This is a genomic window from Tenacibaculum singaporense, from assembly GCF_003867015.1.
Taxonomy (GTDB): Bacteria; Bacteroidota; Bacteroidia; order Flavobacteriales; family Flavobacteriaceae; genus Polaribacter; species Polaribacter singaporensis.
This window is the reverse complement of record NZ_CP032548.1, coordinates 2,977,548-3,001,632: the sequence shown is the minus strand read 5'-3', so window position 1 is coordinate 3,001,632 and position 24,085 is coordinate 2,977,548. Positions and strand designations below refer to the sequence as shown.

Genomic DNA, 24,085 nt, shown 5'->3' with positions numbered 1-24,085 from the left:
ATAAAAATTTTAGTTACTAATTTAACGAAATTTAAATTGATTTTTTTTCCAGTACCATGCGATAATAAACCCAATTATAGCTCCACCAATATGCGCAAAATGTGCAATGTTACCAATTGAATAACTAGTCATACCAAAGAATAAATCACTTAAAATAATTAAAGGAATAAAGTATTTGGCAGCAATAGGGACAGGGAAGAAAATCAATGCTAGTTTAGCGTCAGGATAAGTTAACCCAAACGCAACTAAAATTCCATAAATAGCACCAGAGGCACCAACGGCAGGAGTATGGTATAAACTATAAAATTCACTCATAGTTTTATTAGACAAAGTAATTAAACTATCATTATACTGTCCTGAGCTTAAAATATTTTGAATTTCAGCAGGAGAAACTCCCATACCAATTAATTGCTCATAAATTCCATTAAATTGATAGTAATTTGCCAAAGTGTAAATTAAACCCGCTCCAATTCCAGCAGAAAAATAGAAGAATAAAAATTTATTTCGTCCCCACATTTGTTCAAGTGGGGTACCAAATGCCCATAAACCATACATGTTAAAAAGTAAATGTGCAGTTCCACCATGCATAAACATGTGCGTAACATATTGCCAAACTCCAAAATGTTCATTTTTTGGATAATGTAAAGCAAATAGATTAGTTAAATCCATGTTTAATAACTGCGGAGCAAAAAATAGAATCACGTTAATGATTATTAAATGCTTTATGGCTTGCGTTAATCTAGGCATATTACTTTTTATTTATTAAAAATGGCATCAATTTCATTTAAAGCTAATGTTTTAAACGTTGGTTTGCCAAAGGGTGAAATGTTAGGTTCTTTGCAAGAGAACAAGTTATTTACTAAGTTTTCTTGCTCTTTTGGATTTAAAGAAGCTCCTGTTTTTATAGCTAGTGATTTTGCAAATGATTTTGCCATCACGTCAAAGTGACTAAAACTAGTATCAGGTACTTCGAGTTTAATATCGTCTAATAACTGTTCTAAAATAAGGGTGATTTGACTTTCACTTATTGAAGTAGGAATTCCTGCAATAACCACACTTTCTTTGGTGAATTCATCAAACATAAAACCAGCACTCTCTAAATCAGATTTTATACTGTATATCATTTCAATATCTGATGAAGAAAAAGAGATATTTACAGGAAACAGCAATTGTTGACTGCTTGCTTCTTTAACAGTAATATTCTCTAAAAATTCTTCATACAAAACACGTTGGTGCGCTAAAGATTGATGAATTAATACCACGCCTGATTTTATAGAACTCAACAAGTATTTTTTTTGAATTTGGAAAGTTTTTCCAGTTTCAGTTTCTTGCTCAGATTCAAAAAGTTGTTCTTGCTGAATAGGCTCAATGGTTTCAGTATTTGTATATAAAGCTTCCCAACTTCCAGTATCTTTTTTAAAGTTAGATTGATAACTGTGCGTTGTGCTACTTTTAGGTGAGCTATTTGTATTAGATGGCTCTTTGTAATTAGTTTCCGTTTTAAAAGGATTAAATGTAGGGTCAACAGTTATTGGAGGAACAGATGAGTTACTCTTTTTACTATAGTCGTAAGGAGTATCTAAAGTAGCATCTCTATCAAAATCCAATACAGGAGCTACATTATATTGCCCCAAACTATGTTTCACAGTAGCACGTAAAATAGCGTATAATGCTTTTTCGTTATCAAACTTAATTTCCGTTTTTGTCGGGTGAATGTTAATATCAATTGTATTAGGAGGTACCTCTAAATACAAGAAATAAGAAGGATGCGAACCACTTTCTAATAAACCTTCAAAAGCATTTACCACAGCGTGGTTTAAATAAGAGCTTTTTATAAAGCGGTTATTTACAAAAAAGAACTGTTCACCACGTTTTTTCTTTGCGAATTCAGGTTTAGCAACAAATCCGTTAACAGTTATAATATCTGTTTGCTCATTAATAGGAACTAATTTTTCGTTCATTTTAGTTCCAAAAATAGCCACAATACGTTTGCGTAAGTTGCTCTTTTTTAAATGATAAACTTCGTTGTTGTTATGGTGTAATAAAAAAGAAATAGTAGGATGCGCTAAGGCTACACGTTGAAATTCATCAACAATATGACGCGTTTCAACAGTGTCAGATTTTAAAAAGTTACGACGTGCAGGAATATTAAAAAATAAATTTTTAACAGCGATACTAGTTCCTTTCGCAGTTGAAACCACTTCTTGAGAAGTTATCTCACTACCTTCAATTTTTATTTGCGTTCCTAACTCGTCATCTTCTTGTTTCGTTTTTAACTCAACATGCGCAATGGCAGCAATAGAAGCTAAAGCTTCTCCACGAAAACCTTTAGTATTTAGGTTGAATAAATCTTGTGCATCTTTAATTTTTGAAGTGGCATGACGTTCAAAACTTAAACGAGCATCCGTAGCACTCATTCCCTTACCATCATCAATTACTTGAATTAAAGTTTTTCCAGCATCTTTTAACAATAAGGTGATAGAAGTAGCACCAGCATCAATAGAGTTTTCAATCAATTCTTTTACTACGGAAGCAGGGCGTTGCACAACTTCTCCAGCAGCAATTTGGTTTGCAACATGATCAGGTAGTAACTGTATAATATCTGACATTTAATTATTTTTTAGGGAAAAAGATTGTAAGATCAAAGTCGATAATAAACAAGAAAATAAGCGTTAAAACCAACGCTATAACAACTATAGTTTTGTTCAGTTTGTAACCAGACTCTTTAAATTCGTCAAAAGCAGCATTAAACTTTCCCTTTAAACTTTTTCTTTTTCCAACAGTAGTTCTGTACTCATCAAATTTATGTTTCACTTGATAAGGATTACCTTCTCCCTTATAATAACGAGGTTTGTAATCGAACTTTTTATTTTCTCTTTTGATAAATCCCATAAAATCGTTGCTTCTTTAATAGCTTAAGTGGAACAAAAATCACACCAAATAAGACGAGTTCCAAAGTTACTGAATTATAGAGAGGTGGTCAAAAAATGTATATAAATTAAAGTTAAAAAGCGTTTAGATTTTGGAACCTAAACGCTTTTTAATAATGTTTAACTATAACAGGATTAATTAAAAACCTAATGAACTTGATGGGCGTTCTTGATTTTTAATTGCTGCCATTTTAATTGCAGCTACTGCACATTCAATTCCTTTGTTACCTAGTTTGCCACCAGAACGATCAATAGATTGTTGTTTGGTGTTATCGGTTAATACACAAAAAATTACAGGAACATCGTACTTAATGTTTAAATCTACAATTCCTTGAGTAACTCCTTCACATACAAAATCGAAATGCTTGGTTTCACCTTGAATCACATTCCCAATGGCGATAATGGCATCTAATTTTTGTGTTTCGATCATTCTTTTACATCCGTACACTAATTCAAAACTACCAGGAACATCCCAAGAAACAATATTTTCCTCTGTAGCTCCACAATCTAGTAAAGTTTCAATAGCACCTTTATGAAGGTTTTTAGTGATTTCAGGATTCCATTCTGAAACAACAATCCCAAATCGAAAAGACTTCGCATTTGGGATTGTTGCTTTATCGTAATAAGATAAATTTGTTGTTGCCATTATTGAGCGTATTTTGCACTGTTGATATATTTTTCAATATCTCTTCCTTGATCAGAATCAGCGTATTTTTCTTTAATGGTTGTATAAAATTTTTCAGCTTTACCATACTCTTTTAAGTCCATTGCAATTTGAGCTGCTTTGAATAAGAATAAAGGCGTAGTAAATTGATTGTCTTTTTTATTTGCTGCTTTTTGATAGTAATCTAAAGCATCTTCTGGCTGATTGATGTCAGCAAAAGCATCACCAATAGCACCTAAAGCAGTAGGACCTAATAACTCATCGTCAGAACTAAAGTCACTTAAATACTCGATAGCCTCTTCGTATTTTTTCATTTTTAAGTAAGAAATACCTGCATAATAGCTAGCTAAGTTACCAGCTTTAGTTCCACTAAATTGCTCAGCAATGTCAATGAAACCATATTTTCCATCACCACCTTCTAAACCTAAAGTGTATAATGAATCAGCAATAGCACCAGCAGAGGTATTTGCTTTTTCAAAGAAAGTACGAGGGTATGCTAATTCGTTAGAAGCTTCTTGTTGTGTTGGCTCAGCAATAAATTTGTTGTAAGCTAAGTACACTAAAATTAAAGCTGCAACAGTTACCAATCCGTAAAATAATGGCTTGCTATTTTTTTCAATCCATTCCTCTGATTTGTTCGCCGTATCATCTAAAGTATTAAATACTTCAGCTGTAGTACTTTGAGATTCATCAAATGTTTCTTCTACTTCTTGTGTAACCTTTTCTTTCTTAGGTTTATAACCTCTTTTCTTGTATGTAGCCATAATTGCTTAAAAAATTAGTGGCGACAAAAATAGTTTTTTTAATTGGATTTTAAAAGTCGTTTTTTCGTAAATTTTCGATAATTTGCGCTTTCTTTTAGTAACAGGGCTTATTCATGTATTTGCAAAAACTTTCTTTGGTTAATTTTAAGAATATTGAATCACAAACTTTTGATTTTCAAAAGAAAATTAACTGTTTTGTTGGTAATAACGGTATTGGAAAAACCAATGTGTTAGACGCAATTTATTACTTGTCTTTTGCTAAAAGTTACTTCAATTCGATTGCAGGACAGAATATTCGACATGGTCAAGATTTTTTTATGGTTGAAGGAGATTATTTGTTAAACGATCGACAAGAAAAAATTATCTGTTCCTTAAAAAGAGGTCAGAAAAAAGTATTGAAACGCAATGGAAAAGCCTACGAAAAATTTTCTGAACATATAGGGCAGCTACCGTTGGTGATTATTTCTCCTGCGGATAGGGATTTAATTGTTGAAGGAAGCGAAACTCGTCGTAAATTTATTGACGGAGTAATTTCTCAACAAGATAAAAAGTATTTACAAACGTTAATTTCGTATACTAAAACGGTGAGTCAGCGAAATGCATTGTTGAAGTATTTTGCTGCCAATAGAACATTTGATGCGTTAAATTTAAAAGTATACGATGAGCAGTTAATTGAGTATGGAACGATTATTTATAACAAAAGAAAAGCTTTTTTAGAAGAGTTTGTGCCTATTTTTAACGATAAGCATAAAATTATTTCTGGAGCAAATGAAGAAGTAAATTTACGTTATAAAAGTCAGTTACACGAGGTGTCTTTAGAAGTTTTGTTGCAACAAAGTTTAGAGAAAGATAAAATGCTACAGTATACATCGGTAGGGATTCATAAGGATGATTTAAATTTTGAAATAGAGGAACATCCCATTAAAAAATTTGGTTCACAAGGACAACAAAAATCATATTTGATAGCATTAAAATTAGCGCAGTTTGAATTTATTAAAAAGCAATCTAATGTAACTCCTATTTTGTTATTGGATGATATTTTTGATAAGTTAGATGAAAATAGGGTTGCTCAAATTGTTGATTTAGTGAATAGTGATGAGTTTGGGCAAATTTTTATTACAGATACACATGCCGATCGAACAGAGGAAGTGATAAAAAAGAGTAATCAAGAGTATCAGATTTTTAAATTATAATCTTATTGCAAGAAAACAAGGCAAAAAGTAAATCAAATGGCTAAAAGAGAAAACGATAGTTTTTCAATCAAAGATTTAATGGGAAGCTTTATTCAGGAGAATAATAAGTTGAAAAAAGGATTTCAAAAAATTCATATTGATGAAGCTTGGGAAAAGCTGATGGGTGCAGGAGTAGCTTCTTATACTAGTGAAGTGAAATTACAAAACGGAACTTTAATTGTTCGTCTATCTTCTTCGGTACTACGAGAAGAGTTAAGTTACGGAAAAGATAAGATTATACGTATGATTAATGAGGAAATAGGAGAGGAGCTTGTTAAAAAACTGATGTTGGTTTAAAAAAAGTTTTTTGGTTTGTTTTAAGAATGACAAAATGACAGTTTTTTAGCGGATGATAGTGTGTCGCTGAAAAAATAACAGTTGTGTGTTAAAGAAATTTAAAAGTTTAATTAAAGGAGTTTTGTAATTTTTATTTTGGTTCATTATTTGTAAAATAGATTATTGAAATCGCATAAGATTTCATTTTTGAAATAATGTTTAATTAAAATTTTGTAATTATGAGCAATTTAATTAATGTTCCTAAAAACGGAAGTTTAACAAGCACTAATTCAAATCTAAACTTCCCTAACTTATCTAGTTGGTTAGACGATATGTTTAATAGAGATTTACCAGCTGTACTTACATCGAACTTTAACAGAGGTATTACTTTACCTAAAGTAAACATTAAAGAAAGAGCAGACAGTTATATTGTAGAAATGGCTGTTCCTGGTTTAAGTAAATCTGATTTTCATATAAATATTGATAATCAGGTATTATCTATTAGTACAGAAACAAATGAAACTAATGAAGAAAAACAAGAGAATTATATTCGTAGGGAGTTTGGGTATTCTTCGTTTAAAAGAACATTTACGCTACCAGAAAGCGTGAATGATGATAAGATTAATGCTAGCTACAAGGATGGTGTTTTAAATATCTTTTTGCCCAAAAAAGATGAAGCGAAACAAAAACCAGCCAGAACAATTAAAATTTCATAATGATTTTTTATCCTTAATGGAGGTAAGGAGGCTGAACTATCAGTCTCCTTTATAAATCTTTTTCTATTAATTTAATGTACAACCGTATGTCTAGAAAATTTAAATCGGGAGATTGGGTGAAATTGAAAGGTAGTAATAAGACTACAAAGATGGAAGTACTCAAATACATTCTGAAGAAAGATGTTTTATTAGGGATAAATAATAAAGATACTTATTTAGAGTGCGTTTGGTATGAAGATGGCGAACGGAAATCAAAAATATTTCATCAAAACAATTTGGTGAAATTACCTGAAACAGGAGGTTTGTATAAGGTGTAGAGATTTAATTCATTTTGTCAATTTTACGAACTGTTTAATAAAAAATAAAAAAGATGAGAAAGTATATATTATGTATTGTCTTGGCTTTGTTAACTATTAGTTGTAATGGTCAAAAACATAAACAAAAAGAAGGTGTTGAGCGTATAGAAAAGCAACCTAAAGGAAGTTGGAAAGTTGATAAAGAGTTTGATGAAAATGGAAACTTGATAAGGTATGATAGTATTTATACCTGGTCACTTAACAACAATGAAACAAATCTTTCTTCTATTGACAGAGATAGTTTGTTAAAATCATTTAAATCTAAATTTTTCACAAACTTTTCAGAATTTCAAAAGAAAGGTTTTGAAGATGTCTTTTCTGAAGATTCTCTTTTTAGTAAACATTACTTTAGTAATGATTTTTTTAAAAGTAATTTTGGTAGAGAATTTATGGAAATAGATAAAATAATGAAACAAATGGAAGATAGGCAGAAGAAGTTTTTGGAAAAATATCAGTCTGAATTTATAAATCCTAAATAAGAAATTTAAATTAGATTAAAGGATGTGTTTTTATTTGGTAAAGGGAGAGTAGTTGAAGTAAGATTTACAAAAAAACTCGCTACAAAACTGTAGCGAGCCTTTATAATATCTATAAATTCAGTAATCTAAATTAAAGATTAAAACATTTCTCTACCAGAAAAGTGGAAAGCACCTTCGATAGCTGCGTTTTCATCAGAATCAGAACCGTGTACTGCATTTTCTCCAATAGAAGTAGCGTATAATTGACGGATAGTTCCTTCAGCAGCTTCAGCTGGGTTTGTAGCGCCAATTAAAGTTCTAAAATCTTCAACTGCGTTGTCTTTTTCTAAGATAGCAGCGATGATTGGTCCACGAGTCATAAACTCTACTAACTCACCAAAGAAAGGACGTTCACTGTGTACTCCATAAAAAGTCTCAGCATCACGCTTAGTCATCTGTGTTTTTTTCATAGCTACGATTCTGAAACCTGCAGCATTAATTTTTTCTAAAATTGCACCAGTATGTCCGTTTTCAACAGCATCTGGTTTAATCATTGTAAAAGTTCTATTTGTTGCCATTATTAAATGTAATAAATATCAGTATATGATAAATTCCTTAATTGTTGTTGCTTATGCAAACTTCGCATAAATCGGCGCAAAAATACACTTTTTAATGTTATTAGCAAGTTAAGGGTATATTTGGTTGATTTCTTGTAAGATAGATTTATTTTTGCCACGCATTTGAAAGGTAGCTTTTTTAGTTTTTAAGTCTAAAAGTAGTGTTCCATAGCTTAAAGAATTTACAACATTTCCTATTCTGAAGTTGTTTTCTTCTGAAGAAAATGAAGAATATGCATGTGTTAATCCACTTGATGTGAAATCTATAATTGGATATTTTAATCCGTTAATATTAGTCTTAGAAAACTCAGAAATATGTCTGTCACCAGAAAGAAGAATGACATTTGTATTTGTTGATTTTTTGATTAGACTGAACAATTTATCCACTTCGTGTGGAAAGTTAGCCCATTTTTCAAATCCGTGTTCTTTAGGTAGTATTTGTATGCTGCTAACTACTATAGTAAAGATTGCGGTAGAGTTTGTTAATTCGCTTGTAAGCCATTTCCATTGTGTTTTACCTAAAATAGTACCTTCGTTATATTTATTAGGTTGAAAACGTTGTCCGTTAGTACCTTTAGTAAGTGAAGTTCTAAAGTAGCGAGTGTCTAAAACAATAACTTTAATGTTGCCATTACTTGTTTTAAAAGTTTTAGAGTGATAAACACCTTGTTGTTTTCTTCTAGGAGAGTTTTTTGGAACATCTAAGAAATCTAAAAATAGTTGTTGACTTTCATTCTTCATTTTAAATTCTACTCCTGCATCATTTTTACCGTAATCATGATCATCCCATGTAGCAAGAATAGGAATCTTAGTGGTTAGCTTTTTATAACTTTTTACATTTTTTTGAGTTTTATACATACGTTCCATCTTACGCATGTTATTGGTATCGGCATAAATATTATCTCCACCCCATACCCATACATCTGGTTGAAGCGATAGAATGTCTTCCCAAAAAGGGTTGTTAAGTTTTTGGTTATTGCAAGATCCAAAAGCAATAGTGAATGTTTCTTGACAAAAAGAGGTAAAGGATACACCTAGAGTAAAGATTAGTAAAGTGGTAAATTTATTAGATTTCATTAAGTTTTTATTTTTAAACGAAGAAACAAAAAGAAATACATAAAAAGGTTAATATAGCATTAATTTGTATATTCGCCCTTTATGATTTTGAAACACTTTACAGAACTACAAGAATTCTTGTCAGAACCTAGAAATGTTGTAATAATTGGGCATAGAAATCCTGATGGAGATGCAATAGGTTCAACATTAGGGCTAAAACATTATTTAGATAAAAAAGGACACAAGACTCAGGTGTTAATGCCAAATGAATATCCTGATTTTTTACACTGGATTCCTGGATCGAAAACAGTAAAACGTTTTGATCGTCAGAATAGTCAATCAGTCAAAGCTTTAAGAAAGTCTGATATAGTTTTTTTATTAGATTTTAATGCGTTGCATAGAGTAGGGAATGACATGCAAAATACATTAGAGCAATATGAAAATGATTTTGCTCTGATAGATCACCATCAACAACCGGACGACTTTATGTATATGTATTCCGATACATCTATGTCATCAACATGTCAAATGGTATATAATTTTATTGAAATGATGGGCGATGTTGAATTGATAGATAAAGATATAGCAACTTGCTTGTATACAGGGATTATGACTGATACAGGTTCATTCCGTTTTAGATCTACAACTAGTACTACTCATAGAATTATTGCAGACTTAATAGATAAAGGAGCTGAAAACGATAGAATTCACAGCAATGTTCATGATGCAAATTCATATAATAGATTACTGCTATTAGGTCAAGCATTGAGTAATATGAAAGTTTTACCAGAGTATAAAACAGCTTTTATTACCCTAACTGAAGAAGAGAAAAAGAAATTTAATTACGAAAAAGGAGATACCGAAGGGGTAGTAAATTATGCACTATCTTTGAAAGGAATTGTATTTGCAGCTATTTTTATAGAAGATGAAGAACAAGGAATTGTAAAAATATCTTTCCGCTCAAAAGGGAAATTTTCTGTAAATCAGTTTGCACGTAATTATTTTAATGGAGGAGGACATGATAATGCAGCAGGAGGGAGAAGTGATGATAGCTTGGAAAATACGATAGAGAGATTTAAGTCGTTATTACCTACATATCAAAAAGAGTTAGAAGATTCGTATGAGGCTTAGAAGAATATTTTTTGTTTTTATAATTTTCTTAGCTGTGGTTTCCTGTAAAGAACCAGAAGCAAGAAGACCAAAGCAACAGGGTACTACAAATTTTTATAAGGAAGTTCTCAAAGAGAATAAGAGGTTGAATGCCTTAGAGAAAAAACGTTTGGAAGAATGGGTAGCTAAAGATACCGTTAAAGTATATAAAAGTTCGCCTAATGGTTTTTGGTATACTTATATAACAAAAGACACGTTAAATTCAAGTTCTCCTCAAGCCGAAGATTTAGTGATGCTGTCATATAATATAGCTGATCTTAATGGAGGTGCTCTTTATGAGAAAAGGGAGAGAAGTTATAAGGTAGATAAAGAAGATTTTATTCCTGCATTACAAGATGGAATAAAGTTGATGAAAAAAGGAGAAACCATTACATTTGTCATTCCATCATACAGGGCTTTCGGAGTTACGGGAGATGGAAATAAAATAGCTGTAAATCAGCCAATACAAAGTACAGTAACATTAATCGATATAAAATCAAAAAAAGAAGAATGAAATTAACTAACATTTTAGCAGCTACAGTTGTAGGTTTATCAATTGTTTCATGTAGTAACGGTCAGTTTAAACAAAAAAGTTCATTAGCAACAGAAGTAGATTCTGTGAGTTACGCTTTAGGTTTAGATATGGCTAATAAAATCAAATCGAATTTTGATGAAATGGATCAAGATTTATTCGTGCAAGGTTTTAAAAACGGAATGGACTCTATAAATCTACTAGTAGAATCAAAAGACATAAACAATATCTTAAGAGCATTTTTTCAGAAGAAGCAACAAGAAAAAATGAAGCAAATGCAAGAAGAACAAGCTAAAAAAGCAGAAGCTGAGTTTGGAGATAATAAAAAAGCAGGAGAAGAGTTTTTAGCGGAAAATAAAACAAAAGATGGAGTAAAAACTACGGAAAGCGGTTTACAATATGTTGTTTTAAAAGAAGGTGAAGGAGATGCTCCTACGGCTAGCTCTAGAGTTAAAGTTCATTATCACGGTACTTTAATTGACGGAACTGTGTTTGATAGCTCAGTAGAAAAAGGACAGCCAGCTGAGTTTGGAGTAGGTCAAGTAATTAAAGGATGGACTGAAGGTTTACAATTGATGAAACCAGGAGCAAAGTATAAGTTCTTTATTCCACAAGAATTAGCTTATGGTCCACAACAAAGAGGACAACATATTAAGCCTTTTTCAGCTTTAGTTTTTGAAGTAGAGTTATTAGAAGTAAAATAAATAAAACTTAAATAGTTGATAATTAATTAGGTTAGCACTTGTTGTTAACCTAATTAATTGTTTATAAGAGAAAATAAAACGAAATAAATGAAATTATTTAAAATTGTACTTGTTGTATTGATAGTGTTTGTATCATGCAAATCAGCGAAATATCCTAATTTAGAAAACGGATTGTATGCAGATATCCAAACGAATCGAGGGGATATTTTAGTAAAGTTTTTTTATAATAAAGTTCCAATGACAGTGGCGAACTTTGTAGCATTGAGTGAAGGAACACATCCTAAAATGATAGATTCATTAAAAGGAACACCGTTTTATGATGGAACGAAGTTTCATAGGGTTATTAAAGATTTTATGATACAAGGTGGGGATAGAACAGGAACAGGTGCTGGTGATGCAGGTTATACATTTGCCGATGAATTCCCAATGGATGATGAAGGTAATTTATTGTATAAGCATGATGGACCAGGGGTATTGTCCATGGCAAATTACTCAAGACCAGTTACGAATTCGAGTCAATTTTTTATTACACATAAAGCAACACCTTGGTTAGATGGTGGGCACTCAGTTTTTGGTCGTGTTTTAGAAGGGCAAGCAGTAGTGGATACTATTCAAAAGAATGATTATATAAAACATGTAGAAATTTTAAGAATAGGAGAAGAGGCGGCTAAATTTGATGCTCCAGTAGTTTTTGAAAATGAATTAGCAAATGTTGAAAAGAAAGAAGAAGAGAGAAAGAAAAAGCTAGAAGAGTTAAAACAAAAGTATCAAGAAGAACAAGGAATTAATGATGCAATTACAACTGATTCTGGTTTGAAAATTTTGTCATTACAGAAAGGAAATGGAAAAAAAGTAAATCCAGCATTACCAACAACTGCACATTATACGCTGTATTTAGCAGATGGAAGAAAGATTGATTCTAGTTTAGATAAAGGAGAGGCTTTTGTATTTACGGTTGATGATGAAAAACTTCCACTAATAGCAGGCTGGAAAGAAGGAGTGAAAACAATGAAAGAAGGAGATAAAGTACGATTGTTTATACCTTCTTATTTAGGTTACGGTGATCGTAGAGTAGGGCCAATACCACCAAAGTCAGATTTAATTTTTGAAATAGAAGTATTAAAAGTAGGAAAGTAGTTTTGATAGAAAATATTATACAAAAAGATAAAGAACTTTTAATTTATCTTAACAATTTAGGAAGTGAGCAATGGGATGGTTTTTGGTTAACAATAACCAATCAATTTACTTGGACGCCTTTGTTTGCTTTTGTGCTGTTTTTAGTGTTTAAACAGTTTGGGTGGAAAAAAGGATTATTTACAGTGTTATTTATAGCGGTTATTGTTGCTTTTTCTGATCAATTTACAAACTTGATTAAAAATTCTACAGAAAGAATTAGACCATGTAATACAGAAGGCTTGAAAGAGTATTTGAGAGGCTTTACATATAAACCAAGAGGATATAGTTTCTGGTCTGGTCATGCTTCGTTATCTACTACAATAACAACTTTTATAATTCTATTGTTGAGAAAGCACATTAGGTTAATTTACTTAATGATTTTATTTCCTTTGATTTTCGGATACAGTAGGATATACCTAGGTGTACATTTTCCAGTAGACGTAACTACAGGATATGTTTCAGGGGTAATTTTAGGAACACTATTTTATTTTGGATACTTAGCTTTAGAGAAGAGAATTGGGTTAGGGAAAGAGTAGTATTAAGGTTATAAGAAACGTTACTGTTTCTAATTAATAAAAAAAGCTTACAAATTTGTAAGCTTTTTTTCTTTAATCCCCTAAAAAAAAATCCGAAGCTTTCGCTTCGGACTTGCGGAGAAAGAGGGATTTTATATTTAATACTTTATTTATTGATTATTAATATCTTAACTGTTTTATATTTTAGTTGTATGCCTAAAAGTGTGTCTTTTGCCATGTTTTTAGATGTATTTTTTGTTAAATTAGTTTTTATTCCAGAAAAAAGGAAAAGTAATTGAAAGAAAATAGGTGTCCTGTCCTATATATAAATATATATTTTGGACACAAAATAATTATAATTGATTTTGTATGTCTGAAAAAAACAAGCACAATGAAATAGAGCAAAGTTTCCCTGAAGGAATTGAGGTGACAGAACTGATGAAAATTTTAAATGAAAATGGGGACATTGACAATCAGAAACTTGAAAAGCTTAAAAAAAGCAAAAAACAAAAGGCTAACGCCTCACTTACTACCAGTAGTGATAAAACAAACTATTCTGCATTAGAGTTATACAACTTTAAAACAACAAAGATCCCACGTTTATTAGATCCTTTTCTACAACTTGTAGGGTTAGCATCATTGGTTGGAACTTCTGACAGTGGGAAATCTACTTTTTTAAGACAGTTATCTATTTCTATAGTTTTGGAAAATGAAACATTTCTTGGATATGAATTAAAACCAAAACATAAAAAAGTAATTTTTGTGAGTACAGAGGATGATTCTAACTCCATTAGTTATTCAATAAGAAAACAGATTGATGGTATAATTGCTAAGAATGATAATGTTAATATCGAAAATTTAAATAATTTAGATTTTATATTTGATACTACTGAATTACTTAGTGTATTAGAGAGTAAGTTAAAACACAATCCTGTAGATTTAATTGTTATTGATGCATTTACAGATGTATTTACTAAAGAAATCAATGCAAATACCCAAGTTAGAACTTTCCTAAATCAATATGATAAACTAGCTAAGAAGTATGGGTGTTTGATAATTTTTCTACATCATACAGGTAAAAGAACTCAAAAAAATGAACCTTCAAAAGATAACATTATAGGTTCACAAGCTTTTGAAGCAAAAATGAGGTCTGTTTTAGAGTTAAGACCTAAAGGAAAACATACAGCTTTATGGGTTTTAAAATCTAATTTTTTAGAATCTAAATACAAGAAGACTGGTCAGCTTTTAGAGCTTGATAATAATACTCTACTTTTTGAAAATTCAAATATTGTAGCAAAAAAACTTTCAGGAACTAAATCTAATAATCCTGAAATAATAAAAAGAGTTTTGGAGTTGAAAGAGAAAGATGTACCTCTTAGGAAAATTGCAGAACAATTAACTAATGAGGGATTATCTATTAGTAAATCAACTGTTGAAACAATATGTAAAAACCAACAAGGTGAAAATAAAATGGGGATTTTAAAAAGATTAAGATTACAATCTGAAAAGAAATAATATGATTGAATTACAATTAACTAAAGGTGAATATCTTTCATATTATAAAGCTAAAGTTTTAGATATAATTGATAGTAATAAAACGATTTTAATTGACTCAAACCCTGGTACAGGTAAAACGTCTTTATTTGTAGAAATAGGAATTGACTTAAAGAATAATAAAAGAAAAGGTAGATTGATATTTTGTGCTCCTTTTTTAATAATTCAATCTCAATTTGAAACTGACCTTAAAGAGAAAGGCTACAAAATAGATTTAATCTTAAATTCTAGTTCTGAAAGAAAAACTTTACTTGATACAGATAAAATTATATGTAGCACTTATCAGAGTCTAAAGCATATTATCAATGATTTAAATGAAAACGATATTATTGTTTTAGATGAAGCTCATTCACTAGGGTATTGTTATCCTTCAAAAAATGACTCTATTAATACAGGTTACTTTGATGCAGAAGTTTCACTATTACTTCAATCAAAATCTAAAGTAGTTTTAATGACAGGAACACCTGATGAATACATTAACAAATTGTTTAAATTAACTCAAATTAAAGTTAAGAAAGAGAATGAAAAAAAAGCTACAGTTAACATATTTAACTCAAAAAAGTCTGCTGTTGATTTAGCTATCTCTTTTGCTGAAAGTGTCTCTATTGATTTCTCAAAAGATTATTTGAATACTATTTTTATAAATAGCACTAAACAATGCGAAGAAATTAATATTAAGCTTCAAGAATTAGGATATCAATCAAAAGCTTTAACCTCTCATCATAAGCAAGAGAAAACATACAAGCAACTTGTAAAGGAAATGACTATTGATGAAAATATCAACTTTTTAATATGTACAAGTGTAATTAGTACAGGTGCTAATATTAAAAATAAAAAGATAGGTAGAGCTTTAGTTCTATTCGAGTCAAACCCTAAAGAGATTAAACAGTTCTCAAAACGTTTTAGACAAAAATTAGATATTAATATTGACGTCGTTAATAAAAGTTCAGAAAAAGGAAATGATGGTGAAATCACCACTCAATTAAAATCTGAATTTGACACATTAACATCACTGATTGAAACTGTTTACATGTTAGGTATTCCTCAAAATTATACAAATAGTATTTTATCTGATGTTGGTACTCAAAATGATATTATCAAACAACTTGTATTAAGATATTTAATGCAATATTCATATTTAGAAAAACAACGTAGTAAGAGATATAAGTCTCCTGTTTTATTAAAAGAAGCATTAGATAGCTACTCTGATATTTCTACTGAATTAAAGACGCTAGATACCAATAAAGACACTTTAAGTGATAAAATTGAAAAAGGAAAATTAGAACAAATTTTAGAAGGATATAGCAATCAATTCATCCAGAATCACGAGCAATTTTCTTATGAAATCATTCAAGGTAAAGGTATAGATAGATATAACTCGAATATTTATAATAACAAAATAGGAAGATATCTGAATTTGAAAGATATTAAGATAAAACCAGAAGTTACCAAAATAATATCATCTCCTTATTTTGAAGGGAAATTGTTAGTTCCTGTTATTGGAAATTATGAGTATATTAAATCATTACCTGAAACTATTTACCTTACAAGTAGAAAGTCAAAAAGAGAACTTAATAAAATCTTACTAACTCTATATTTCAGTTGGTTTATTGATACACATACCGAAATAAAAATTTTAAATTATGAATATCAATTCGTTTATAAACTTGAATCTGCTATTCTAAATCCATTACAAAAAGCAATATTTAAGCTTTTAAAAAACACTTTCGAATTTTGTTTAAAAAAAGATAATGCAGTTGTTTCTGAATTGGCATTATTCTTAACTAATAGATTCTCATCTTTGGAAATATTTAAAGAGCTACCTTTTGAATTAACTAATAAAGATGGGTTTATTAATGAAAGAGTAGAATGCTTAGTTGATGCTTTGTTTTTAACAAAAAGTAAAAAAGAAAAGAGAATACAATCTAATGGGAAAAACATATCATCAGTTATATTCGAAAAAGAATTAAATAAAGATGATTTAGTTCTTCCAGAAAGGAAAAAATATTTAGATTTAATTACTTCAAAACAAATAGCTATGAATAAAGAAGGCGGTGCTTTTTGGGGGGTTCCAGAGAAAAATAAAATCCTGTCGAATCCCAAATTAATTATTTGTAAAAATCTTGATGATGATTTTTTTACTCTCTGTTAAAATCCACCCAAACTAACCCTCGTAAAAAGTTACTTTTATATAAATATCAAGTTAGATGGGGTGGATTTAAACTGAGATTAATTCACACTCGTTTTCAGCATTTTTTTAAGAAGAAAAAGTCTCAAAAGAGTTTACCCAAAATGCAACATAAACTTCAAGAATTACTTTTAGCTATATATTATAACAAAGTATTTCAAAATGATAGTAGAAAAACCATTTACCCTTAATTTTGAATACGTATTTTCCATTTTGGGCTAATGCAGTAGCTTCTACTATCACTATTTGATTTTTTTTGAACCTATCAACATTGTACAAAAACTGTACAGGGAAAGGGCAATGCAGACTAATTAATTTATTCCAAGAAGTAACAACTAAAATTCTATTAGGTGCATAATATTTATTAAACGATACTATTTCATTTTTTCTCATATCTCATTTTCTCCAAAATCTAACATAATATTTTATCACTTTTAGCTATACTATATTAATGGAGAAAAAAATTAGGCTGTTCATTTTGTAATGAATTAGCTAGTTCTTGGATAAACTCGTATGCTCGTAACTCACGTTGCAGAAAAGTATCTATGTAGGTACTTTTTACTGCTCCAGTAAATAAGTTATATAGCTCCCATAAGTTTATCATACCTTCTGGAGAAACATTGAAGTTTTCATCCTTGAAGTAGTTTTTAGCAATAGTATTAATTTGAGTATCATTAAAATCCAAAGGAAATAAATGTTTCTTCTCGGAAGTGTTTAAATATTGATACATTTTCATCTTACCGATTAAGTGAGCCACTTGTTCCATTGATAAATAATACTTACTTAACCTTTCCATATTTCCAAAATGCTTCTCTTGGTTATAAGCTTTAAAAAGATTAATTATTCCTTGCTGTAAATCACTAGTATTTAGCACCTTTAAATCATCTTTAAAACCATCAGTAGCAACACATAAATTTGTACATACTGCATTCACAAAACCAATAAAAACTTTAAACTTTTCATATGATTTTTTACTATATAAATTCTCATTATTAAAAGCTCTTACACCTCCAACTACAAGTGATAAATCATTACCATTAATATTTTGCTTAATACTTGGTATTTCAATACAGAAAGCCATTCTTTCATAATAGATAGTTTTCTCATGTTCTTGTAGTTCTTTAACAGGTTTACCAATAGCACTAGGTATTCTTCCCTTTACAATATGAGAAACTCTAACATTAGGCTCATTGAATTGGTGAATAGGGAATACTTGCTCTAACGCTTCTATTGTAGTATTTATAAACTCTGCATGACTAATAGTAACTTCATTGTCTTTTGAGAATACAGGTAAAATAGTGTCATTAACCAAATGCTGAACAGTAACCTCTTTTGTATTAGCTTCTATAAAAGGATTTTTAAATTTTGACTTATCTCTCTTTTCTGGAACTATTTGATTCGATTGAGAATTTACGTTATTAAGAACTAACTCCATTATTACTTGGTTTTATGGATTCAACGATTTTATTATTATCTAAAATTTCAGAATTAGAAGATTCTATTTCTTGTTTTCTCTCTAACACCTTTTCTTTTATAGCTTCTTGAAGGTTAGGGTATTTAGTATAAATGTGTCTCAATCCTTCAACTGTTAAACATTGATTTATTTCACTAAAAATATTTTCTATAGTTGTATCACTATCACACCATTTTTTTAGTAGTTTACCAGTTCCAGAAGAGATAATAAATTCAGGTTTATTCATAAATAAGCCAGTTCTATCTTTACTTGCTACTGCTAAATGTTTATCATTTACTAACTCAAAATTTACTGTCAGTTCATACTCAAATCCCTCTCGGGTAATTTCTTTTGTTCCATGCTTAATTACTTTAGATTTTCCATTTGAATTAACATCTAAAGAATAATCTATTTTTCTACGAACAGTAGTTATAATATGACAGTTTGATTGTAAGATTTTATCTATAAAAGCTTGATGCCTTGGTGTTACTTTTGCCCAATCTTGAAACCTTCCTCCTAGTTGCTCATGAATTTGTAAACAACCACCTGTGCCTGACCATTCGTGTGTGATACTATCAATTACCACTACTTCTATTTGTGCTTTTTCACACAATTCAATAGCTTCAATATACCTTTCTGGTGCATAAGGTGAATGCAATGCAACTGTATTGTAATTACCTAGTTCTGCATACAGATTAGCTGAACCATTTTCTGTATCAATAACAGCTATTTTTCTCCAATCATTGGTAATACCATAGGCTAATAAAAGTGCTGAATAGGTTTTACCAAAACCAGAAGCTCCACTTAAACCAATACGGAGTTTAACTTGTCCTTTCTTTGCTTGTTGTAGTTTCATAAAATGAATTTTTAATTAATGTATATATCAAAAAAAAAAAGAGCCTATTATGGCTCTTTGATTATTAGTAATATCAAAATGTGATTATATCACATCTCTCTCTGGTATTAACTGCTCGTTAATTTCCTCCAACACTTCATCTCGATACTCCCAACGATGTGTTAGAGTAATTACCTCTCCTGTTTCAGGAATAACATACTCGAATGGTTCACATTCTATTTTAACAATCTCACCAGGGAATTTTGTCCCCACTAAATCCTCACACATGTTTTCGTCGAAAGTACATGAAACTGTTGCTGTTTTAGCTGTAAAATACATTCTTCCTGTATCTTTACTTTTTACAGGAGTAACACCTCCTTGAACAACTAATACATTAAACTTTTCTCCTTCTGAATTTTCTCTTTGTTTGTGTCCTTTAATAGTAACCATGATTTAAATTTTTAAATTAAACAATAGGGAGGGTACTCCGCCATCCTCAGTCTAAGGGGGGAGTGTTTGTTTAATTATCAAGTATTCTTATTCCAGAAAAAAGTTGTAAAAAAAATTAAAAAATATTTTTTTGGCAAAAGTTGGCTTTTTGACTTTAGCCAAGTTGTGAAGTTTTCATATAAAAGTTTAAAATATTTCATTATTTTTAAATTCAAACTAAAACTGTTAAATACACATACCCCATATAGATGATATTTAGATTACTATTCAACAAAAAGGTCAAAGAGTTTGAAGCTTTAAAAAACAAATACCTTAAAAAAACCTACTCACTAGAAAAGAAAAAAAAAGCTCTTGAAAGCGACTTAAAATTTGAAAGAAATAGATTTAAACGTATTAGCTTTTTACTAAACGATAGGGTTCATCCTAATTCTAAAAGTTTTATTGAAAAAACAAAAAAAGGAGTTAATATTCTTACTGCAATCAAAGCAGGAGAATGTGAAATTGAAATATTTAACATAGATAACATTGAGTATAATTTGAATCGAGAATTAGTTCTATGGGCTATAAAAAGAGAAGGTGAATACTTTATAAAAGATATACAAGGTGGTAATAGTAATGGTCACGGAGAAGTCGCTATGAATCATCTTTTTAAAATTGCAAAAAACAACAATATAAATAAAATTACTGGTGAACTTAGTAGTAATGATTATGACCACAAGGATAGATTAATTGCATTTTACTCTAAAATGGGATTTGAAGTTAATTATTTCTCTGATAACAATGGTTCAATTCAAAAGATTCTCAGTTAATTATATAGCACTCATCATTATTAAAATATCAGTACATAAAAAATATAATAATTATCGACTTTAAATGAAAAAGAAAAAGCATTATTCTCCTGAAGAATTGGATTTTAAAAACGGTTCTGAGGGTGAGCAAATAAGAACTAGAAAAATTTTTGAAGAACTAAGACAAAGAGCTATAAATGGTGAAAATTTACTAGAGAGAGAAAAAGAGTTTTTATGCCTCGGATTATCTCTTTCTTTAAAAGATGATGGTAAACCACAAAATTTTGATTTTTGTGATGATTTTATCTTTCGAGAATTATACCTAACCTATTTTCACAATAATTTAGAAGGTCCTTTTTACAAAGCTAGAAAAGGTAAAATAGTTGAAGTCTCTTTAAATGAACAAACAAAAGATTTTAAAACTCTTCAAAAAGTAATTAATGGATGGAGTAAAGGAATAGAAATTATCAACCATACAGACCAAATTTTACAAGAAATAGCAGCTGAAACACGTAGAGAACTAAAAGACCTTGAGAAAAAATTTCCTCGATTAAGTAGGAATTTCAAAAAGGTAAAAAAAGCATATGAACTACAAAAGGATAAAATTATCTTACAATCTAAATATATCTATCATTTAACTAAATCTGTTATGGAAGATTATGATAAATCAGAATTTCAGATTCCTTTTTCTGGACAAACAATTGAATTGACTATATACTCCTTTGTCCATATTATTAATAGACATTATGCAGCGAAAATAAAAGACAAGCCTGAAAAAACATATCATCACAAAAATTTTTACCCTAAAGAATTACACATAGACTTAAAAAATATTTTAATTGAAATTGATAAATTAAAAAAAATAAATATTGATAATACTGATAACATAATTTTTTCATTTGACAATGTTGTCTATCAGATATGGGTGCAAACTAGAATAAAACAAGTAAAAGGAGAAGGAAATGTCAATTTTAAACGTGTTCAATCTTTTTACCCTATTTATGACAAAGAGAAATTGAAAGAAATCAACTCAAATTATGAATTAATAAAGATATCTGATAAGCTAGAAGTGTACATAAAAAAGTAATATAGATAGAATGAAAAAGAATAGAATTATTTTTGTGAGTGGAATTCATGGTGTCGGAAAGGGTACTATTTGTAAGAATTTAGCTCAAAAATTTAACTTTAATCATTTAACGGCTAGCGAAGTACTAAAATGGGATGAAATAAGTGATTTAAATAATAAAAAAGTTAAAAATATCTCATCTACTCAGGATAGATTAATTAATAATTTAAAAAGAATTATTGAGCCAAATCAAAAATACTTATTAGATGGACATTTTGTTCTTCTGAACTCTAAAAATGTACCTACTAAAATTGAAGAAGGTACTTTTGAAGGTATTAACCCTGTTTCGATAATATTGATAACTTGTGAAACGAAAGTTATTTTAAAGAGACTAAAAAATAGAGATAACTCAAACTATGATTTAAGTATTCTAAAAAAAATGCAAGAAATGGAAATTGAACACGCTACTTATATTTCAAATAAACTAAAAATCCCTTTGATTGAAGTAAAAAATAATAACACCAAGAGCTTATTTAGATATTTGGAAAGCTTATGAGAATATTAATAGATACAAATATTTTAATTGGACTTGAAGATAATAAGGTTATTTCTGAAGCTTTTGCCAAATTTTATAGAATAGCAATAACAAATGAATGTTCTGTTTTATATCATCCACAAGCAATTCCTGTCGATGTTAGTAGAGATAAAAATACAAACCGTAAGAAGATTATAATTTCAAAGTTAAATAAATATGAGTCGTTAGAAAACTATGCAAAACTACCTGATGATTTCAATAAGCAATTGAATTCAACTAAAATAAATGATGAAATAGACAACAAACAATTATTTCAATTATATAAAGGTTTTGTAGATTACTTTATAACTCATGATAATGGCATACATAAAAACTCAAAAAAAATAAATCTAAAGAATAGAGTTTTAACTATTGAAGAAATGTTAAAAATTTTAGAAGAAAAATTTACTTTTAGAATTCCAACTCATCCTATATTACAAGAACAAAGTATACGTGATATTGAATATTTATTTAGTAGCTCTTTTTTTGATAGTTTAAGAAATGATTACGGTACAGATAGCTTTAATGATTGGTTGGAAAAGTGTGTTACTCAAAATAGAAAATGCTATTCTCTCATAGTTGAAAACAACCTGCAAGCAATTTTAATCTATAATGTTGAAAAAATTAAAGACCATAAATTGCCTAATATTTTTGAGGATGCTTTGAAAATATGCACTCTTAAAGTTGATAACACAGCTTTTGGTATAAAACTAGGAGAATTATTTTTAAATAAAATGTTTGAGTTATGTATAAATAGAGAGATTAAGTATTTATATTTAACAGTATATAAAAAACAAGTTCACCTTATTAGATTACTTAAAAAGTTTGGATTTTATGAAAGTGAGTTCATAAATAGTCAAGGGTTATCTGAGTATAGAATGATAAAATGCTTGGATAAAGAGAAAATTAATATTGTAGAAAACAATATTTCTGCTCATCCTTTTTATTTAAACAATTCTAAAATCAAAAAGTATGTTATTCCAATTAGACCTGAATTTTATGGTACTTTATTTAAAGATGGTAAATTAAGAACCCCTACATTATTCGATACAGCACCAGATAGTCTAAATGAAATACAAGGAAACACAATTATAAAAGCCTATATATCAAACTCTAAAAACAAGAAACCTCAAAAAGGTGATATTTTGTTTTTTTATTCATCTAAAACTAATCAAGTAATTGAGCCTATTGGAATTTTAGAAAGTATTAGCTTTGTTAAAGATTTTGATGAGTTATGGAGTATTGTGAGAAAAAAAACTGTTTTTACTGATGAAGAATTACAAAATTGGTTAGAAGAAAAAAAACAATTAAACGTTATTATTTTTAGACTAATAACATATTTGAAAAAAAACATCAGTTTAAAAAAGATTAAAGAAATTGATAGTTTAAAAAATAAAATACAAACAATTACAGAATTAAAAGAAGCTGACTATATTAAATTAGACAATGAAGGATACTTTGACAAGCGTTATATTATCAATTAAACCTATATATGCTCAGGCTATAATGTCTGGGGAGAAAAAAGTAGAGTTTAGAAAGAAAATTTTTAAAAGACCAGTAGATAAAATATTTGTTTATTCTTCTTCACCTGAGAAGAAAATTATAGGTTTTTTTACAATTAAAGAAATTGTAGAGGATACCCCAAAAAACCTTTGGAAAGAGTTTAATGAAGTTGGAGGGATAAATAAAGATGATTTTTTTAATTACTATCAAGAAGCTGAAACTGGCTTTTCTATTAAGATTTCACAAGTTGAAAAATTTAAAATAGGAATTGACCCAGCAGATTTTTTTGAAAATTTCTATGCCCCTCAATCATACATATATTTAGAAGAAGAAAAAGCTCAAAATATAAAGCAGCAAACAATATCAAAACCTATTACTTTTTAATTAATTTAGATTAAATACAATATGTTTTTTTAATTATCCTTGCTAAAAAAATATTCAGTGTGTTCTCCTTGTTTAAAGATTATAATTAAATGTAAATACTCTATAAAAATATATCTATAAGTACTTATTAAGATGAAAATACGCT

28 protein-coding genes are annotated in these 24,085 nt (G+C 29.3%); 17 read left to right on the top strand and 11 right to left on the bottom strand.

All coding sequences use genetic code 11. The features are described 5' to 3' along the window. Nucleotides 1–21 precede the first annotated feature (21 nt). The 5 genes from D6T69_RS13365 to D6T69_RS13345 form a co-directional block, all read right to left on the bottom strand. Nucleotides 22–747: a rhomboid family intramembrane serine protease gene (locus D6T69_RS13365; protein ID WP_125068278.1), complete on the bottom strand. Its 726-nt coding sequence runs from the start codon at nucleotides 745–747 to the stop codon at nucleotides 22–24. An 8-nt stretch (nucleotides 748–755) separates the two neighbouring features. Further along, a complete protein-coding gene (gene mutL, locus D6T69_RS13360) occupies nucleotides 756–2,609 on the bottom strand; it encodes a DNA mismatch repair endonuclease MutL (RefSeq protein ID WP_125068276.1) in 1,854 nt (617 codons plus the stop codon). Between the two features lie 4 nt (nucleotides 2,610–2,613). Continuing rightward, nucleotides 2,614–2,892, bottom strand: a complete 279-nt coding sequence (locus D6T69_RS13355; protein WP_125068274.1) for a riboflavin synthase subunit beta — start codon at nucleotides 2,890–2,892, stop codon at nucleotides 2,614–2,616. A 177-nt stretch (nucleotides 2,893–3,069) separates the two neighbouring features. Then, nucleotides 3,070–3,576 (bottom strand): 6,7-dimethyl-8-ribityllumazine synthase, encoded by a 507-nt coding sequence (gene ribH, locus D6T69_RS13350; RefSeq protein WP_125068272.1) that lies wholly within the window; start codon nucleotides 3,574–3,576, stop codon nucleotides 3,070–3,072. Then, nucleotides 3,576–4,358, bottom strand: coding sequence for a tetratricopeptide repeat protein (locus D6T69_RS13345; RefSeq protein WP_125068270.1), 783 nt, complete (start codon nucleotides 4,356–4,358; stop codon nucleotides 3,576–3,578). Before D6T69_RS13345 ends, ribH begins: the two co-directional genes overlap by 1 nt. Before the next feature lie 113 nt (nucleotides 4,359–4,471). On the opposite strand from D6T69_RS13345, the gene recF reads away from it, so the two are divergent. The 5 genes from recF (at nucleotide 4,472) to D6T69_RS13320 (ending at nucleotide 7,417) form a co-directional block, all read left to right on the top strand. Continuing rightward, nucleotides 4,472–5,551, top strand: a complete 1,080-nt coding sequence (gene recF, locus D6T69_RS13340; protein WP_125068268.1) for a DNA replication/repair protein RecF — start codon at nucleotides 4,472–4,474, stop codon at nucleotides 5,549–5,551. A gap of 36 nt (nucleotides 5,552–5,587) precedes the next feature. Beyond that, nucleotides 5,588–5,887 (top strand): DUF721 domain-containing protein, encoded by a 300-nt coding sequence (locus D6T69_RS13335; RefSeq protein WP_047790448.1) that lies wholly within the window; start codon nucleotides 5,588–5,590, stop codon nucleotides 5,885–5,887. 218 nt (nucleotides 5,888–6,105) lie between these two features. Beyond that, entirely contained in the window at nucleotides 6,106–6,582 is a 477-nt protein-coding gene (locus D6T69_RS13330; RefSeq protein ID WP_125068266.1) for an Hsp20/alpha crystallin family protein, read from the top strand. Nucleotides 6,583–6,668: 86 nt separating this feature from the next. After that, entirely contained in the window at nucleotides 6,669–6,899 is a 231-nt protein-coding gene (locus tag D6T69_RS13325; RefSeq protein WP_125068264.1) for a hypothetical protein, read from the top strand. A 53-nt stretch (nucleotides 6,900–6,952) separates the two neighbouring features. Then, on the top strand, nucleotides 6,953–7,417 hold the full coding sequence (locus tag D6T69_RS13320; protein WP_125068262.1) for a hypothetical protein: 465 nt from the start codon (nucleotides 6,953–6,955) through the stop codon (nucleotides 7,415–7,417). 137 nt (nucleotides 7,418–7,554) lie between these two features. Here the strand turns inward: D6T69_RS13320 and D6T69_RS13315 are convergent, their stop codons facing one another. Together D6T69_RS13315 and D6T69_RS13310 are read right to left on the bottom strand one after the other, a co-directional pair. Then, nucleotides 7,555–7,974: a nucleoside-diphosphate kinase gene (locus D6T69_RS13315; protein WP_028892988.1), complete on the bottom strand. Its 420-nt coding sequence runs from the start codon at nucleotides 7,972–7,974 to the stop codon at nucleotides 7,555–7,557. Nucleotides 7,975–8,082: 108 nt separating this feature from the next. Next, entirely contained in the window at nucleotides 8,083–9,090 is a 1,008-nt protein-coding gene (locus D6T69_RS13310; protein WP_125068260.1) for an alkaline phosphatase D family protein, read from the bottom strand. An 81-nt stretch (nucleotides 9,091–9,171) separates the two neighbouring features. Here D6T69_RS13310 and D6T69_RS13305 point away from each other — a divergent pair, with 81 nt between their 5' ends. The 7 genes from D6T69_RS13305 to D6T69_RS13275 all read left to right on the top strand — a co-directional run bounded on the left by D6T69_RS13305 (nucleotide 9,172) and on the right by D6T69_RS13275 (nucleotide 16,851). Further along, nucleotides 9,172–10,200, top strand: coding sequence for a DHH family phosphoesterase (locus D6T69_RS13305; RefSeq protein WP_125068258.1), 1,029 nt, complete (start codon nucleotides 9,172–9,174; stop codon nucleotides 10,198–10,200). Then, nucleotides 10,190–10,732: a gliding motility-associated peptidyl-prolyl isomerase GldI gene (gene gldI, locus D6T69_RS13300; RefSeq protein WP_125068256.1), complete on the top strand. Its 543-nt coding sequence runs from the start codon at nucleotides 10,190–10,192 to the stop codon at nucleotides 10,730–10,732. Before D6T69_RS13305 ends, gldI begins: the two co-directional genes overlap by 11 nt. Continuing rightward, nucleotides 10,729–11,454 carry an FKBP-type peptidyl-prolyl cis-trans isomerase gene (locus D6T69_RS13295; RefSeq protein ID WP_125068254.1) on the top strand — a complete coding sequence of 242 codons (726 nt, stop codon included), beginning with the start codon at nucleotides 10,729–10,731 and terminating at the stop codon, nucleotides 11,452–11,454. Before gldI ends, D6T69_RS13295 begins: the two co-directional genes overlap by 4 nt. A gap of 87 nt (nucleotides 11,455–11,541) precedes the next feature. Then, a complete protein-coding gene (locus tag D6T69_RS13290; RefSeq protein ID WP_125068253.1) occupies nucleotides 11,542–12,591 on the top strand; it encodes a peptidylprolyl isomerase in 1,050 nt (349 codons plus the stop codon). A gap of 2 nt (nucleotides 12,592–12,593) precedes the next feature. Next, entirely contained in the window at nucleotides 12,594–13,166 is a 573-nt protein-coding gene (locus D6T69_RS13285) for a phosphatase PAP2 family protein (protein ID WP_240628320.1), read from the top strand. Between the two features lie 348 nt (nucleotides 13,167–13,514). Continuing rightward, nucleotides 13,515–14,660 (top strand): AAA family ATPase, encoded by a 1,146-nt coding sequence (locus D6T69_RS13280; protein ID WP_125068251.1) that lies wholly within the window; start codon nucleotides 13,515–13,517, stop codon nucleotides 14,658–14,660. Nucleotide 14,661: 1 nt separating this feature from the next. Continuing rightward, nucleotides 14,662–16,851 (top strand): DEAD/DEAH box helicase family protein, encoded by a 2,190-nt coding sequence (locus tag D6T69_RS13275; protein WP_125068249.1) that lies wholly within the window; start codon nucleotides 14,662–14,664, stop codon nucleotides 16,849–16,851. Between the two features lie 171 nt (nucleotides 16,852–17,022). On the opposite strand, the gene D6T69_RS13270 is transcribed toward D6T69_RS13275, so the two are convergent. The 4 genes from D6T69_RS13270 to D6T69_RS13255 form a co-directional block, all read right to left on the bottom strand. After that, on the bottom strand, nucleotides 17,023–17,280 hold the full coding sequence (locus D6T69_RS13270; RefSeq protein ID WP_125068246.1) for a hypothetical protein: 258 nt from the start codon (nucleotides 17,278–17,280) through the stop codon (nucleotides 17,023–17,025). A 55-nt stretch (nucleotides 17,281–17,335) separates the two neighbouring features. Further along, complete coding sequence (locus tag D6T69_RS13265; protein WP_125068244.1) at nucleotides 17,336–18,322, bottom strand: DUF3871 family protein; 987 nt, start codon at nucleotides 18,320–18,322, stop codon at nucleotides 17,336–17,338. Next, nucleotides 18,306–19,196 (bottom strand): AAA family ATPase, encoded by an 891-nt coding sequence (locus D6T69_RS13260; protein WP_125068242.1) that lies wholly within the window; start codon nucleotides 19,194–19,196, stop codon nucleotides 18,306–18,308. The genes D6T69_RS13265 and D6T69_RS13260 overlap by 17 nt, the downstream gene beginning before the upstream one ends. 84 nt (nucleotides 19,197–19,280) lie before the next feature. Next, nucleotides 19,281–19,625 (bottom strand): hypothetical protein, encoded by a 345-nt coding sequence (locus D6T69_RS13255; RefSeq protein ID WP_125068240.1) that lies wholly within the window; start codon nucleotides 19,623–19,625, stop codon nucleotides 19,281–19,283. Nucleotides 19,626–19,873: 248 nt separating this feature from the next. On the opposite strand from D6T69_RS13255, the gene D6T69_RS13250 reads away from it, so the two are divergent. The 5 genes from D6T69_RS13250 to D6T69_RS13230 all read left to right on the top strand — a co-directional run bounded on the left by D6T69_RS13250 (nucleotide 19,874) and on the right by D6T69_RS13230 (nucleotide 23,940). After that, nucleotides 19,874–20,434: an N-acetyltransferase gene (locus D6T69_RS13250; protein WP_125068238.1), complete on the top strand. Its 561-nt coding sequence runs from the start codon at nucleotides 19,874–19,876 to the stop codon at nucleotides 20,432–20,434. A gap of 64 nt (nucleotides 20,435–20,498) precedes the next feature. Further along, nucleotides 20,499–21,500, top strand: coding sequence for a hypothetical protein (locus D6T69_RS13245; RefSeq protein WP_125068236.1), 1,002 nt, complete (start codon nucleotides 20,499–20,501; stop codon nucleotides 21,498–21,500). Between the two features lie 10 nt (nucleotides 21,501–21,510). Further along, a complete protein-coding gene (locus tag D6T69_RS13240) occupies nucleotides 21,511–22,035 on the top strand; it encodes an ATP-binding protein (protein ID WP_125068234.1) in 525 nt (174 codons plus the stop codon). Beyond that, complete coding sequence (locus tag D6T69_RS13235) at nucleotides 22,032–23,537, top strand: PIN domain-containing protein (RefSeq protein ID WP_125068232.1); 1,506 nt, start codon at nucleotides 22,032–22,034, stop codon at nucleotides 23,535–23,537. Before D6T69_RS13240 ends, D6T69_RS13235 begins: the two co-directional genes overlap by 4 nt. Beyond that, a complete protein-coding gene (locus D6T69_RS13230) occupies nucleotides 23,500–23,940 on the top strand; it encodes an ASCH domain-containing protein (protein ID WP_125068230.1) in 441 nt (146 codons plus the stop codon). Before D6T69_RS13235 ends, D6T69_RS13230 begins: the two co-directional genes overlap by 38 nt. The last annotated feature ends 145 nt before the right edge of the window (nucleotides 23,941–24,085 follow it).

What these genes read in the sequence shown, in the direction of transcription:
- D6T69_RS13365 (WP_125068278.1), bottom strand. Translation starts at nt 747, where the DNA reads ATGCCTAGATTAACGCAAGCCATAAAGCATTTAATAATCATTAACGTG.
- mutL (WP_125068276.1), bottom strand. Translation starts at nt 2,609, where the DNA reads ATGTCAGATATTATACAGTTACTACCTGATCATGTTGCAAACCAAATT.
- D6T69_RS13355 (WP_125068274.1), bottom strand. Translation starts at nt 2,892, where the DNA reads ATGGGATTTATCAAAAGAGAAAATAAAAAGTTCGATTACAAACCTCGT.
- ribH (WP_125068272.1), bottom strand. Translation starts at nt 3,576, where the DNA reads ATGGCAACAACAAATTTATCTTATTACGATAAAGCAACAATCCCAAAT.
- D6T69_RS13345 (WP_125068270.1), bottom strand. Translation starts at nt 4,358, where the DNA reads ATGGCTACATACAAGAAAAGAGGTTATAAACCTAAGAAAGAAAAGGTT.
- recF (WP_125068268.1), top strand. Translation starts at nt 4,472, where the DNA reads ATGTATTTGCAAAAACTTTCTTTGGTTAATTTTAAGAATATTGAATCA.
- D6T69_RS13335 (WP_047790448.1), top strand. Translation starts at nt 5,588, where the DNA reads ATGGCTAAAAGAGAAAACGATAGTTTTTCAATCAAAGATTTAATGGGA.
- D6T69_RS13330 (WP_125068266.1), top strand. Translation starts at nt 6,106, where the DNA reads ATGAGCAATTTAATTAATGTTCCTAAAAACGGAAGTTTAACAAGCACT.
- D6T69_RS13325 (WP_125068264.1), top strand. Translation starts at nt 6,669, where the DNA reads ATGTCTAGAAAATTTAAATCGGGAGATTGGGTGAAATTGAAAGGTAGT.
- D6T69_RS13320 (WP_125068262.1), top strand. Translation starts at nt 6,953, where the DNA reads ATGAGAAAGTATATATTATGTATTGTCTTGGCTTTGTTAACTATTAGT.
- D6T69_RS13315 (WP_028892988.1), bottom strand. Translation starts at nt 7,974, where the DNA reads ATGGCAACAAATAGAACTTTTACAATGATTAAACCAGATGCTGTTGAA.
- D6T69_RS13310 (WP_125068260.1), bottom strand. Translation starts at nt 9,090, where the DNA reads ATGAAATCTAATAAATTTACCACTTTACTAATCTTTACTCTAGGTGTA.
- D6T69_RS13305 (WP_125068258.1), top strand. Translation starts at nt 9,172, where the DNA reads ATGATTTTGAAACACTTTACAGAACTACAAGAATTCTTGTCAGAACCT.
- gldI (WP_125068256.1), top strand. Translation starts at nt 10,190, where the DNA reads ATGAGGCTTAGAAGAATATTTTTTGTTTTTATAATTTTCTTAGCTGTG.
- D6T69_RS13295 (WP_125068254.1), top strand. Translation starts at nt 10,729, where the DNA reads ATGAAATTAACTAACATTTTAGCAGCTACAGTTGTAGGTTTATCAATT.
- D6T69_RS13290 (WP_125068253.1), top strand. Translation starts at nt 11,542, where the DNA reads ATGAAATTATTTAAAATTGTACTTGTTGTATTGATAGTGTTTGTATCA.
- D6T69_RS13280 (WP_125068251.1), top strand. Translation starts at nt 13,515, where the DNA reads ATGTCTGAAAAAAACAAGCACAATGAAATAGAGCAAAGTTTCCCTGAA.
- D6T69_RS13275 (WP_125068249.1), top strand. Translation starts at nt 14,662, where the DNA reads ATGATTGAATTACAATTAACTAAAGGTGAATATCTTTCATATTATAAA.
- D6T69_RS13270 (WP_125068246.1), bottom strand. Translation starts at nt 17,280, where the DNA reads ATGAGAAAAAATGAAATAGTATCGTTTAATAAATATTATGCACCTAAT.
- D6T69_RS13265 (WP_125068244.1), bottom strand. Translation starts at nt 18,322, where the DNA reads ATGGAGTTAGTTCTTAATAACGTAAATTCTCAATCGAATCAAATAGTT.
- D6T69_RS13260 (WP_125068242.1), bottom strand. Translation starts at nt 19,196, where the DNA reads ATGAAACTACAACAAGCAAAGAAAGGACAAGTTAAACTCCGTATTGGT.
- D6T69_RS13255 (WP_125068240.1), bottom strand. Translation starts at nt 19,625, where the DNA reads ATGGTTACTATTAAAGGACACAAACAAAGAGAAAATTCAGAAGGAGAA.
- D6T69_RS13250 (WP_125068238.1), top strand. Translation starts at nt 19,874, where the DNA reads ATGATATTTAGATTACTATTCAACAAAAAGGTCAAAGAGTTTGAAGCT.
- D6T69_RS13245 (WP_125068236.1), top strand. Translation starts at nt 20,499, where the DNA reads ATGAAAAAGAAAAAGCATTATTCTCCTGAAGAATTGGATTTTAAAAAC.
- D6T69_RS13240 (WP_125068234.1), top strand. Translation starts at nt 21,511, where the DNA reads ATGAAAAAGAATAGAATTATTTTTGTGAGTGGAATTCATGGTGTCGGA.
- D6T69_RS13235 (WP_125068232.1), top strand. Translation starts at nt 22,032, where the DNA reads ATGAGAATATTAATAGATACAAATATTTTAATTGGACTTGAAGATAAT.
- D6T69_RS13230 (WP_125068230.1), top strand. Translation starts at nt 23,500, where the DNA reads ATGAAGGATACTTTGACAAGCGTTATATTATCAATTAAACCTATATAT.